Origin of the sequence: Corallococcus carmarthensis, from assembly GCF_003611695.1 — a bacterium.
In the GTDB taxonomy this organism is placed as follows: domain Bacteria; phylum Myxococcota; class Myxococcia; order Myxococcales; family Myxococcaceae; genus Corallococcus; species Corallococcus carmarthensis.
Genome location: NZ_RAWE01000098.1, coordinates 1 through 12,607, shown reverse-complemented (window position 1 = coordinate 12,607; position 12,607 = coordinate 1). Strand labels below are relative to the sequence as shown.

The window sequence follows — 12,607 nt, the reverse complement described above, 5'->3', positions numbered from 1 at the left end:
AAGGTCATGCGCGTGAAGATTCAGCCGGGTTCCATGCAGGGAGAGCAGGTGCTCTTGGACGTGATGACAGCGCTGACCAGCTCCCTGGACCTGACGGAAGTCTTTTCGGAGTCCCACAGGGTGTTGTCACGCGTGCTGGCCGCGGACTTTGGTGGGCTTTGCGTGTCCAGGCCAGGTGAGCCCGGTCAATACGACTGGCCCATGGTCCACGACATGCCCCAGGTCTTCTTCGATCGCTACCCGGAGATTTCAGACGAGTGCTTCGTGAGCGCCGCGGTGATTCAGCAGCCCAACATCGTGCTGCGAGACACCGAGATGCTGTCGCGCCAGGAGATGTGGAACAGCGCCATGTATGCGCACTGCCGCGAGATGCACATGCCGGTGGAGCGCGTGATCTCCGTGTCGCTGGACATGGGGCTTGGCTGGCACAGCGGCTTCACCCTGTACCGGGAGAACCGGAAGGCTTTCTCCGAGCAGGAGCGGGCCTTTCTTCAGCGCCTGACGCCCATCCTGGCAAGAACGGTTCGCAACTGCCTCATGCTGGGAGACCTGGCCCGTCAGGGGGACCTCCTGGACCAGCTCTTCCGCCATACAGGGCTTGAGAGCATCGTGCTGAGCCCTCCCAACACCGAGCTGATGCGCACCCCCCACTCCACGGCGCTGCTCCATCGCTGGTTCCCCGATGCGCCCTGTGGCCGTTTCGGTCTGCCCCAGGTGCTCCTGGAGGCGCTGGAGCGGCTCAGCCGCTCCGGACAGCGGATGCTTTCAGGGCAGGACGTCCTGACGTTCCGGCGGCCGGGGAAGAGCTTGAAGGTGACCTTCCTCCCGCTGCCAGCCCATCCCGGGAGAACGCCCTGGGCGCTGTTGTTCCAGGAGGTGTTTCACAAGGTCCAGCTGCCCACCGATTGGCGCAAGCGGCTCACGCCTCGCGAGCTGGAAGTGGTGGAGCGTGTCTTGAATGGCTGGGACAACCAAACCATCGCGGAAGACATGGGCAGCTCGCTGAACACGTTGAAGACGCACCTGAAGCGGGTCTTCGTCAAGCTGGCCGTGCCCAGCCGGTCCAAGCTGATCCTCCTCGCGCAGGAGCGGAGCGCCGAGGCGGAGGGGTGAGCAGCATCATGCCGTGCGCCCGACGCACGAAGCCGGGGGACAGTGCCCTCCCCCGGCTTCGTGGCTCACCTTACGGGCAGAGCGTGCCTTCGCGGCGACACACGCGGTCGCCGCAGAAGCACGAGTAGCCCGAGGCGCAGGGGCCGCACTGCGGGGGCGGATTGGTGCCGCCGTGATAGCCCTCTCCCGTCACGGTCGCGGTGGCGAGCAGGTTGGTGTGCGCCCTGCCCGCGTAGAGGTTGAACGCGAAGGTGTTGCCCGCGGTGATCCAGGGCGCGGCCTGGCAGAAGTTGTCGCCACGGGCGAAGAGCACCTCGGGCTGGCCATTCGAGCTCAGCCAGATTTCTCCCTCGGAGACGCCGCTGACGTCGAAGCAGATGTTCGTCGTCCCCGTCTGCGTCACGTCCAGGTTGATGCGCACATTCGTGGGCGTCGCGCTGATGGTCCCGACGATGGGATCCGGCTTGTAACAAAGGGTTTCGTTGTAGCCCAAGGGCGAACACGAGTGGCCCAGCGTCGAGCAGTATGACGAACAGAGTTGACCGACGCGGGTGTAGCCGGCCGGGCAATTGACCGTATAGGAACCGCAGAGGGAGTAGGTGACGGCGTTCTCCTGAGTCGCGATGGAGTCGCTCCCAGAACCTTCGACGGAAGTCCCCTCCTCACCCGGAGCGTCGATGTCAGGGCCCGAGCAGGCCAGGGCGAACGCGGCAAGAATCAACGGCAGGATGCGCTTCATGGATCATCACTCCTCGTACGGGTTCGAGAGGCGCAACAGACCATGACTGCCCACCAACAGCCACACCCTATGTGAAGACTCTCATGCACATCGCGAAGAGGAACGCGAAGTAGCTTCGGGCCGCGAGCCTCCCCGAAAGCGCTCGGGGCCTGCGGTTCTTGAAGAACAGCGTCAGGTTGATGATCGCCATTCCCAGGGGCAGCAGGAAGAGCCAGCCCGTGGCCTGTGAGTGCCAGGGCTTCGTGAGGGACAGGGAGAGCCCCGACGCTCCGGTGATCATCGCGAAGGCAATCACGGCGCTGGCCGCGGAGCCCACTTCGTCAGAGTAGAGCTTCTCCCCCGGCTTCGTGGTCCCGGGCCACGCGGTCTTCCGCATCACCTCCCAGTGCAGGTACAGGAAGACCATTCCCAGGATGGCGATGAGCCCTTGGGGATTCAGCGGCCTTCCGGTGCGCTCCGCGTGCGCCACCCAGATGTAGAGGCCGTGGCCCACGTGAAGCTGGATGGCGATACCTATCATCAGGAACATGCTGCGCTGGTACGCAACCCAGTGCTTCTCCAGCCACCAGAGCACCATTGCGTGCGCCATGATGCCGAGCAGGATGACGGCCCGTACCCAGGACACCGCCAGGTTCGTCCCGAGCAGCACGGCCGCATTGAGTCCCAGCGCCACGTACAGGTCCCCGAAGCTGACGTCTCCTTTCGCCAGGCCCCGGTTGGGGTTGTGGACCCGGTCGTAGTCGTAGTCACGCAGCTCATCCACGATGCGCATGAAGTAGCCCACGCCGAAGATGCTCAGCGCGACGTGCAGCAGGTCCGGGGAGAACGCCAGCCCCCGGCCCCCGTCGAGCACGCCAAACATCCCGTCCAGGCTCACGCACCAGAGCGAAATCACCAGCAGGTAGAACAGCGGCGGGTAGCGCTGCACGGAGAAGCGCAGGGTCGCTCGCGCCCGGTCAATCACTGACCTGCTCATGCCGCCACCAGGGTGACCGTGCCCGTGGAGCCATCCACGCGGACCCTCGCACCGTCAGGGATGCGCGTGGTCGCGTGCGCCACGCCCACCACCGTGGGGATGCCGAACTTCCGGCCCGCGATGGCCGTGTGCGACAGCATGCTGCCGCGCTCCACGACGATGCCTCCCGAGGCCAGCATCAGGAACAACCAGCCCGGGTCCGTCTCCTTCGCGATGAGGATGTCGTCCTTGCCCAGCGTGCCCACCGCGCCCGGATCCAGCACGACGCGCGCGTTGCCCTCCACGATGCCCGCGCTCGAACCAATGCCTTTGAACAGCGCGGCGTCATCGCTGGCGGCCTCCACCGCCCTGGGGATGCCGTCCGCCACGCTGCCCACCGTGGTGAAGTCTCGCGGCGGCTGGCGGTCCTGGTTGTCCTGCTGCTCCCGCCGCCGCAGTCTCGCGAGCTCGCCCAGGTTCCTCGTGACGCTCCGGCCCTCGAAGTGGTCCAGCACCTCGCGCATCGTGAGGTAATGCACGTCCAGCGGCGCATCCAGCACGCCCCGCTCCGCCATCCGCTGACCGAGCGCCGCGAACACCTTCTTGCTGAACCCGAAGAGCTGGCCTCGCCAGAACCGGCTGTCCTCCCGCAGGCCAATCACCGTCCGCAGCCGCTCCAGGAGTTGCTGGATGGCGAGCTTCCTCAAGGGATGCCCCTGGAGGAGCGTGGCCAGCTCCGCCTCCGCCTCCGTGCGCCGGGCCTTGTCGGACGTCCTCAATTCCTCACGCGTGACGGACGTGCGCGCGTAGGACTGGACGACTCGAACCAGGTCCCACGGCGTGTCCCGCAGGTTCGGGCGCTCCACGTTCAGCTCCTGGACGCCCCGGTCGCCGAACTCGCTCAGGTGCTCGCGGAAGGCTCGGGCGAGCGCGGGCGGCACGTCCCCCGCGTCGATGCTTCGCCAGAGAGCTTCCGCATCCCCTTCGTCGAAGCGCTTCGCCAGTGCCGGGTCCGCACGCACCATCTCCGCGAGCGCCACCGCGGAGAGCAGCGCGTGGGTGCCCGCATCTGGCTTCGCCCCACAGAGCAGGCCCACCAGCAGCGCGCTGGGGTCCTCGCCGGTCCACTTGAGCAGGAGCCTGCGCGCCAATCCGAAGCACGTGTTGATGTACCAGTGATTGACGAGCGTCAGCCCCCACCAGTTCCCCACCTCGGTCCAGACGCGCCGGAAGTGGTGGATGAGGACCAGGGGATCCTCCTTCTCCACGGACAGGGCCCGGAGCCCCGCGAGCGTCTGCTTCCACCAGGTGGCGAACGCTTCGAAGTCCCGCTTGAACGTCGCGGTGACGGTCAGGGCCCCCATCGTGGAGCGCCCCAGCGCGTAGGCGTAGCTCGCGGTGTTGGGGAAGCTCTCACGGTGGCCCGGCAGCCGGATGACCAGTGACGCATCCAATTGGAGCACGTCCTCCAGGTCCCGCATGGAGGTCGCCGCGATGAAGGGATTGATGCCATTGACGTACATCAGGTTCGACAGCGAGTGGTAGACGCGCCCGTCGATGAAACCCAGCATGTTCTGTAAGGCGGGCGTCTGGTCGTGCAGGCCCCTCGCGTCCGCGCCCTTCATTCGGCGCAGCAGGTCGTAGAAGATGACCTCGTAGAAGTAGCTCGCCAGCGAGTACGTCAGCGGCGTGGTGACGCCCGGGAAGCTCTCCGAGACGTTGCCGCAACCCCAGACGCGGATCTTCCGGAAGTCGAAGGCGATGGGCCGCGATTGCAGCACGTGGAGCGTGCCGTCCTCCGTGAACGTGCCTTCGATGTCCTGGGGGACGCCGAAGGTGCGCTCGATGTCCTTCGCCAGCGTGGCCAGCCGCTTCAGCTCTTCATCCGTCAGGCATGGCGCGTCCCGCAGAGGCTCCGGCACGGGCCGGCTGAGGAGCTCGCCTCCTGGCTCGGGGTTCTCGCAGAGCATCTCCGCCTTGTGGCCCAGTTGCCGGTCGATGCGGCCTGTCTGCGGATGGATGAAGTAGTGGTCCACCCCCACCTTCTCCTGCACCACGCCTTCCCCGATGCCGTGCCCCGCGACGACCAGTGTGCGCCGCTCGGTGGTCTTCGGGTCGCACGTGAAGGCCACGAACGAGCGGCGGCCGGGAATCATCCGCTGCACTCCCACCGCCACCATCAGCCCCCGGACGTCGCGCCCCTGCGCCAGCCGGTAGATGAGCCCCTCCGGGGTGTAACCGGACGCCCAGCAGCGGCGGATGCGGTCCAGCAACGTGTCCCTCCGCACGTAGAGGAACGTGGAGCTCACGCCCGCGAACGGATCCGTCTCCGAGTCCTCGCTCTCCTCCAGCGCCCGGCCTACGACGGAGGCCCGCACGGCCACCATGCCACCCGTCCCGAAGGTCCGGTCAAAGGCATCCAGGATGGAGGCTTCGCGTTCGGCGCCCAGGGGCACCTGGAGGAAGAGCTGCTCAATCGCTTCCGCCACGCGGCGGATGTCCTGATGGGACGTCGGGTCCACCGCCGTGGTGAGCCGGTCGATTGCGGGCTGAAGGGGACGCGCTACCTCCTGGAACATCGTGGTGGTGAGGCAGAAGAACTCGGGGACCGGGAAGCCGTGCTTCGCCAGGTGCTGCTGGCGCGCGAACTTCTGGCCGACCTGCTGCGGGTCACCGGCCTCGGTCATGGAGACGAGCGGAAGGGAAGGCATGACAGGGGGATTCCTTCAGGAACGAAAGTCATTGAGCGCGCTTCGCAGGGCATCCACCGGGGACCGCGCCAGCAGGTCCTCCGGCCCGAGCACCGCCGCGAGCCGCGAGACATCCAGACACTGTGAATGCGTCAGCAACTCCAGACGCTCCGCCATCGCCCGGGCACGCCGGCTGGGAGTCTCCCGCATGACCCGCAGGAGCCATCCGGGGGCGCGGACCTTCACCGTGGGCCGAGGCAGGCCCAGCCCCTGCGCCACCGTGCCCAGGAACTCCCCACGCATCAGCGGGCGTGAATAGGCGGCGTTGAAGGCCTGCTGCTCAGGACGCGGTGTTTCCACCATCCGCCGCGCGAGCCTCCAGAGGATGCGGCCCAGGTCATCCACGTCGATGACCGAGCACCCCACCCCGTCGTCCCCCACCTGCACGCCCCGCTTCAGGAGCTTCACCATCGCGGGCAGGACGAACCGGTCCCCTCGCCCCAGGAGGAAGCGCGGCCGGAGCAACGCCGCGTGGAGACCGGTCCGGACCGCGTGCTCCGTGATGAGGTCCTCGGCCGCCACGCGGGAGCGGGCCAGGGCGGTGATGGGTTTGAGCGGATGGTCCTCCTTCACGCCCCGGTGCGGCCCGGGTCCATACACGGACATGGAGCTGCCGAGGATGACGCCCCGGCAATCCCCCGTGAGCCGCGACAGGAGCCGCCGTGTGCCGTCCACGTTGGTCCGCTCGAAGCCCGTGCCGTCGGTGTCCCGCTGCTTCATGGCGAGGTGCAGGACGACGTAGGGGTACCGGGGGAACAACGCCTCGGAGATGCCGTGCAGGTCTCCCCGCACGACGTGCACGCCGTCTCCCCAATCGCGGCCCTCGGGCGAGCGCACCAGCGCGTGCACGGGATGCGCTCCGCGCTGGCGCAGGAACGCCTGCCCCACCATGCCGGTCGCGCCCGTGAGCACGACGCCGAAGCCGCCTACCAGACCCATGGGACCAGCCGCTTGCGGCTCGCCGCGTACTCGGCGTAGCCCGGGAAGGAGCCCAGCAACAGCCGCTCCTCGTGCCGGATGCGCAGGAGCACCGCGGGGACGAACAGCAGCGCGAACACCGCGATGCCCACGACCGCGGGGAACACGAGCAGGTAGCCCACGTGCGCCAGCAACATGCCGGTGTACGCCGGGTGCCGGAGCCTCCGGTACACGCCCTCCGTGACGAGCAGGCTCGCGTCCGGCAGCCGCACCCGGTGCGAATAGGCCTTCCCCAACGTGCGGATGGCCGTGAGGCGCAGCGAGACTCCCGCGATGAAACAGAACAGGCCCACCGCGCGCGGCACGGGGCCCATGTCCAGCGTGGGGAACGCGACCGCCAGGAGGATGGTGGCCAGGCGCCCTATCGCGTACAGCTCCAGCGTGGCGCTGTCCCGCTCCGCCGTGGGCTTGCGCGTCTCACGCAGCGTCACGCGGCTCTCCACCAGCATCCACGTCACGTAGAGCCCCAGCATCAGGGCCGCGATGGGGCGGCCGTCCTCGGGCGTGCGCAGGACCTGCCGGATGCCCAACGGAATCAGCAGCCCCACGCCCGTCACCAGCAACAGCGTGGGCATCCACCGGTGCAGGCCCTTCATGACGCCGCCTTCGCGCTCACGGCGCCAATGAGGCCCGAGTAGCAGCAGACGTCCTCCTGCCAGCCCTGCACGGCGATCCACATGCGTCGGCGGCGTCCATCGCTGCGCACCGGCTCCGCCCACTCGGGGAGCCGGAAGCTGACGAAGGTGCGGATCACCACCGGCACGTCGTTGCGCACGAAGCGCCGGAACTCCAGCGACAGGCGCGTCATGATGAGCGACCAGTCCAGCGGCAGGCCCACGCCGTGGATGGTCGCGATGCTCGCCTGCCGCGCCAGCTCCGTGAGGAGCATGCCTTGCACGTGTTCGGAGGGATGGTCGAAGACGAACTCCGGGGACTCGGTGAATGCGTTGAACTGCTGGAGCGCGCCCACGCGGCAGGCGTTCGCGAGCAGCACGTTCGCCGGGTCGCGCTTGTGGACGAGCACCGGGTCGACGCGCTCCAGCGGCCGGCCCTGCTCCGCCTCGCTGAACGACTGCCGGCCTTGTGAGACGGGGTTGCGGACGGGAATCCGGGCCAGGAGCTCGGAGACGTTCTCCGGCGGATCCTTCTTCCACGGGCCGCCCACGCGCACGCCCACCGGCGTGGCGTCCGCCCACTCCGCCAGCGCGGGGAACTCCGAGGCCCGCGCGCCCAGGTAGAGACCACAGTGCTCCTGGAGCACGGCGGCCAGGAACTCCGCCTCCTCCACGTCCTTCACCGGAATGCGGCAGGGGTGCTCGACCTCCGGGAGAAGCGACTCCGGCACGAGCAGGAACGGGACGGCCTCCGGCGACGCCACCCGCACATGACGCTCGGGATGGCTTGAATCGGAATCCATGTCTGCCTTTCTCCAGCTGAGGGGGAAAAGCAGTCTAGGAATCGAGATGTCTCAACACGAGAACCGGGGAAGGCCCGCTTTCACGCAGCGGGAGATCAGACCCGGAGGATTTGCGGGGTCTGTTTCATGAACCGCCATGACACGTCGCGAAATGAGTCTTGGATTGAGACGGACGGTGCGACAGCCGGCTCACTGCCCCTCGGGCGACACCGGCTCGCAGCGGACCAGCACTTCCAGCTTCTCTCCCCCACCGCCCAGGTAGATGGTGCCCGTGGTGGGCGTGGCGTCGGAGTACTGGCGACCCACCGCCACGCGCACGTGGTCCGTCTGCGTGAGGATGCCGTTCGTGGGGTCGAAGCCCTTCCAGCCGACCTCCGGCAGATAGACCTGCACCCACGCGTGGGAGGCCTCCGCCATCACCGCGTTCGCGTGCTTGGGCCCCGTGTAGAGGTAGCCGCACACGTAGCGCGCCGGCACGCCCAGGAGGCGCGACAGGCAGATGAACACGTTCGCGAAGTCCTGACAGACGCCCCTGCGCGCCGAATAGACAGAGAACGCCGTGGTGTTCAGCGTCGTCGTGCCCTGCGCGTACTGGTACTCCTTGAAGATGGAGTAGTTGATGTCCAGCAGCGTGTCCAAGAGGTCGAAGTCGTTGCGGCGCGCGAAGCTCATCGCGTACTCCAGCAACTCCTCCAACTGGGTGTCTGGCAATTCCGGCGGCAAGAGGTACGGCTGGAGCATGTTCGCCTGCCAAGGCATCCACACCAGCGGCAGCACCGAGCGCACGTGCAGGGGCCGGTACCCCAAAGGGTCCGTGTCCCGCAGCTCCACGCGCGAGCGGGCCTCCATCACCAGCTCCGTGTAGGGCGTGTCCACCACCGCCCGGCGCACCCGGTTGCCGAAGACGTCCTCGTACTCCGACCGCGTCACGCCCACCGACAGCGTCACGTCGTGCGACAGCAGCGTCTGGAGCCGGTCATGCCGGGGCGTCAGCCGGAGCAGGTGCGAGCTGCGCTCCACCGGCCTCTCGTAGCGGTAGACCGTGCGGTGCAGCACGTCCATCACCCGCACCGGCATCTCCGGCGGACGCCGCAGCCGGCTTCGCGCCTCGAACTCCGCCGCGATCGAGGGCGCCACCGTCCCCTGCGTCTCCGGCGGCAGCACCTCCACGCGGATGGCCCCCTGGCGCACCAGCACCAGCGCCCCCGGCGCCAGCTGCATCCAGTTCGCCGGCACGTCCGTGCGCGACTCCAGCGGATGCGTGGCGACGATGACGCCCTTGCGGCTCTTGGCGCCCCGGCGCGTGAGGTCCAGCTCCACGTCGTCGTCGCCCAGCACCAGCCGCTCGTAGGGCGGCGACACCTGCCACACCCACGCCTGCGTCGCGCCCGTGCGGTCCGCGTACACGCACAGGTCCCGCCCGTCCGACACCACCAGCGTCAGCGGGCCCAGCCCGTTCATCTCGTCCAGCCACGCGCGCAGCCGGGGCGCGTCCACGTCCCCCAGGCTCCGCCAGCCCTGCTCCTGCATCCAGTCCAGGAAGCGGCAGAACAGCGTCTCCGAGTCCGTGGAGCCCACCGGTTCGAAGCGCGCCCCCGGCTTGATGGTCAGCCGCTGCTCCAGGCTGCCGCTGTGCGCGAGCAGCCAGTCCCGGCCCCAGGCGCTGCGGGCGAAGGGCTGCGTGTTGGCCTCCGTGAGCGGGCCCCACGTCGCCGTGCGCAGGTGGAGCAAGAGCAGCGACGACTCCAGCGGATCCCACGTGCGCACCAGCTCACTGCGGCGGCTGTGGAGCTGGGGCGCGGCTTCCTTGAGCACCGTGGCCGCGAACTCGCCGCCCGGGTAGTAGCCCACGCCCCAGCCGTCCGGCGGCTTGGCTCCGGGGGCGAGGCAGCGCAAATCCAAGCCAGGGGCGAGCTCTCCCTCGAAGGACAGCGCGAGCAGGTTCAACATGGCGGCGGACTCTACCCGGCCATCTCCTGGGTGCCCACCTGCACGGGGGCCTTGCCGAAAAAAGCGCGAGAGATCTCCGTGCACAACGCGTCCGTGCCCTCCACCATGCGCGTGAGCAGGTCGTGCACCGACGTGCCCTCTTCGCCCAGCGTCTGGGGCTTGAGCTGCTCCACCAGCGGCACCAGCCGGGCCAGGCACTCCTCCCCTGGCTGCCCCCGGCCCACCACCGGGCACAGGTGCCCCAGGTAGCGCCACGCGGACTCCAGGCAGTGGCGCACCGAGCGCGGGAAGCGCGGCTCGAACAACAGGAACGCCGCCACCGCCTCCCCCGTCACCCGGCCCTGATGGCTCTTCATGAAGGGCTCGAAGCCGGAGCACGCGCGCAACAGCGACAGCCACAGCGCTGTCTCCACCACCCGGTGCGTGTGCTTCATCTGGCTGAAGATGATGTGGTGCACGTCCAAGAGGCGCGACGTCTGGCCCGCGCGCTCCAGCATCACGCCCAGCCAGATGAACTCCTGCGGCGTGTCGTGCAGCATGGTGCTGTCCAGGAAGCCCAGGCACAGCTGCACCATGCGCCGGATGTGCTGGTAGAAGCCGAAGCGCGACGCGGCGTACTCCGCCCGGCCCGCCTCGCCGGTGAGGAAGTGGTACAGCTCGTTCGTCACCTCCCAGCACTCGCGGCTGACCACCTCGCGGATGGTGCGCGCGTTGTCCCGCGCCATCACCACCGTGGCCACCAGGCTGGAGAAGTTGTCGTCCTCCCAGGTGAGGAAGTTCTGCACGGCCTCGCTGTCGGACTCCGCCTTCTCGCCGTGCTTCCGCGCGAACGTCTCCCGCTCCCCGAAGATGGCCAGCGCCGGCACCCAGCACTGGTCCGCCGGCAGGTCCGCGTCCAGCGCCAGCTGATCCGTCATCTGCAACACCCGCGCGACGCTCTCCAGCCGCTCCAGGTAGCGCCCCAACCAGAAGCAGTGCTCCGCGATGCGGGCAATCATGCGTCCTCCTTCTGGACCCAGGTGTCCTTGGAGCCGCCACCCTGGCTGGAGTTCACCACGTAGGAGCCCGCGCGCAGCGCCACGCGGGACAGCCCACCGGGCAGCACCCACGGTCCCTGCGGCGAGGTGAGGATGTACGGCCGCAGGTCCACGCGGCGGGCCACCACCGTGCCGCTGGCCCCGTCCCAGGTGGGGCACGTGGACAGCTCCACGCGCGGCTGCGCGATGTAGCGGCGCGGCGTGGCGAGGATGCGCTGGCGGAAGTCCTCGCGCTCCTCCTTGGTGGACTGCGGCCCCATCAACATGCCGTAGCCGCCGGCTTCATCCACCGCCTTCACCACCAGCTCCTCCAGGTGCTCCAGCACGTAGCGCCGGTCGTCCTCCCGCGCGCACACGTACGTGGGCACCTGCGCGAGCAGCGCGGATTCGCCCAGGTAGTAGCGGATGATTTCGGGAACGAACGCGTACACCGCCTTGTCGTCCGCCACGCCGTTGCCCGGCGCGTTGGCCAGCGCCACGTTGCCCGCGGCCCACGCGCGCATCAGGCCCGGCACGCCCAGCATGCTGTCCGGGCGGAAGGCCTCCGGGTCGATGAAGGCGTCGTCGAGGCGGCGGTAGATGACGTGCACGCGCTTGGGCCCGCGCGTGGTGCGCAGCCACACGCGGTCGTCGTCCACGAAGAGGTCCGCGCCGTGCACCAGCTCCACGCCCATGGTGCGCGCGAGGAAGCTGTGCTCGAAGTAGGCGGAGTTGTACGGGCCCGGCGTCAGCACCACCGCGGTGGAGCGCTCCGGGTCCTCCGGCGACGACGCGCGCAGCGTCTCCGCGAGCTTCGCCGGGTAGTGGTCCACGCGCCGCACCCGCGTGCGCTCCAGCACCTCCGGCAGCACGCGCTTGGAGAGCACCCGCCCCTCCAGCACGTACGACACGCCCGACGGCGTGCGCAGGTTGTCCTCCAGCACCCGGAAGGTGCCCTGCCCGTCGCGGATGAGGTCGATGCCCGCGATGTGGATGCGCACGCCGCCCGCGGGCCGCACGCCCTTGATCTTCGGCAGGTACTGGGACGTGCCCAGCACCATGTCCCGCAGCTCCGGGCGCCCTTCGAAGATGCGCTGCTCGCCGTAGACGTCATCCAGGAACAGACCCAGCGCGCGCACGCGCTGCTCCAGCCCGCGCTCCACGTGCGCCCAGTCCGCCGCCGACACCAGCCGGGGGATGAGGCAGAAGGGGAAGATGCGCTCCGTGCCGCGTTGATCCGCGTACACGGAGAACGTCACGCCCTGGTTCATCAGCGCCCGCTCCGCCAGCGACTGCATCCGGGAGAACTCCGCCGGGGAGCGCGCGCCCAGCCGCTCCAACAACCGCAGCACGTCCTCCCGTGGCGCGTCGCCCGTGCCCAGCAGCTCGTCCCAGGTGCCCTGCTGGATGGCATACCCGTCAAACAGTCCTCGGACCTGAAGCTGTCTCATTGATGGACCTCGTCTCGTCACCGAAGACATACGACGCCCTGCGTCAACCGCACTGTAGCGGGGGTCGGGGGCGTGTGACAGAAGCCGGCCGTCCGCGTGTGGGTTCCCGGGGGCGGAGGCGGCTGGTGAACACATGCGACAGGTGTGACACCGGCGCGGACGCAGCCTGTCGGACAGTCGGACAGGTCCCGGGTTGTAGCCCGGCGGGGGCGTGATGACGGTGCGTCCCCAGCAGGAC

Annotated in this window: 10 protein-coding genes; 1 reads left to right on the top strand and 9 read right to left on the bottom strand. The window is 68.7% G+C overall.

Going from position 1 to position 12,607, the window contains the following annotated elements; translation table 11 throughout:
- Positions 1–6 precede the first annotated feature (6 nt).
- Positions 7–1,113, top strand: a complete 1,107-nt coding sequence (locus D7X32_RS24285; RefSeq protein WP_120604955.1) for a helix-turn-helix transcriptional regulator — start codon at positions 7–9, stop codon at positions 1,111–1,113.
- Between the two features lie 70 nt (positions 1,114–1,183).
- Here the strand turns inward: D7X32_RS24285 and D7X32_RS24280 are convergent, their stop codons facing one another.
- From D7X32_RS24280 to D7X32_RS24240, 9 genes are all read right to left on the bottom strand, one after another.
- A complete protein-coding gene (locus tag D7X32_RS24280) occupies positions 1,184–1,852 on the bottom strand; it encodes a hypothetical protein (RefSeq protein ID WP_120604954.1) in 669 nt (222 codons plus the stop codon).
- A gap of 67 nt (positions 1,853–1,919) precedes the next feature.
- A complete protein-coding gene (locus D7X32_RS24275; RefSeq protein ID WP_216618152.1) occupies positions 1,920–2,828 on the bottom strand; it encodes a UbiA prenyltransferase family protein in 909 nt (302 codons plus the stop codon).
- Positions 2,825–5,518 (bottom strand): PEP/pyruvate-binding domain-containing protein, encoded by a 2,694-nt coding sequence (locus D7X32_RS24270; RefSeq protein WP_120604953.1) that lies wholly within the window; start codon positions 5,516–5,518, stop codon positions 2,825–2,827. Before D7X32_RS24270 ends, D7X32_RS24275 begins: the two co-directional genes overlap by 4 nt.
- A gap of 15 nt (positions 5,519–5,533) precedes the next feature.
- On the bottom strand, positions 5,534–6,496 hold the full coding sequence (locus D7X32_RS24265; RefSeq protein ID WP_120604952.1) for an NAD-dependent epimerase/dehydratase family protein: 963 nt from the start codon (positions 6,494–6,496) through the stop codon (positions 5,534–5,536).
- Positions 6,484–7,131, bottom strand: coding sequence for a methyltransferase family protein (locus tag D7X32_RS24260; protein ID WP_120604951.1), 648 nt, complete (start codon positions 7,129–7,131; stop codon positions 6,484–6,486). The genes D7X32_RS24265 and D7X32_RS24260 overlap by 13 nt, the downstream gene beginning before the upstream one ends.
- Positions 7,128–7,952, bottom strand: coding sequence for an AfsA-related hotdog domain-containing protein (locus D7X32_RS24255; RefSeq protein WP_120604950.1), 825 nt, complete (start codon positions 7,950–7,952; stop codon positions 7,128–7,130). The genes D7X32_RS24260 and D7X32_RS24255 overlap by 4 nt, the downstream gene beginning before the upstream one ends.
- Positions 7,953–8,141: 189 nt before the next feature.
- Positions 8,142–9,902: a class II glutamine amidotransferase gene (locus D7X32_RS24250; RefSeq protein WP_120604949.1), complete on the bottom strand. Its 1,761-nt coding sequence runs from the start codon at positions 9,900–9,902 to the stop codon at positions 8,142–8,144.
- Between the two features lie 11 nt (positions 9,903–9,913).
- Positions 9,914–10,900 carry an alpha-E domain-containing protein gene (locus D7X32_RS24245; protein WP_120604948.1) on the bottom strand — a complete coding sequence of 329 codons (987 nt, stop codon included), beginning with the start codon at positions 10,898–10,900 and terminating at the stop codon, positions 9,914–9,916.
- A complete protein-coding gene (locus tag D7X32_RS24240) occupies positions 10,897–12,369 on the bottom strand; it encodes a circularly permuted type 2 ATP-grasp protein (RefSeq protein WP_120604947.1) in 1,473 nt (490 codons plus the stop codon). The genes D7X32_RS24245 and D7X32_RS24240 overlap by 4 nt, the downstream gene beginning before the upstream one ends.
- Positions 12,370–12,607: the final 238 nt, after the last annotated feature.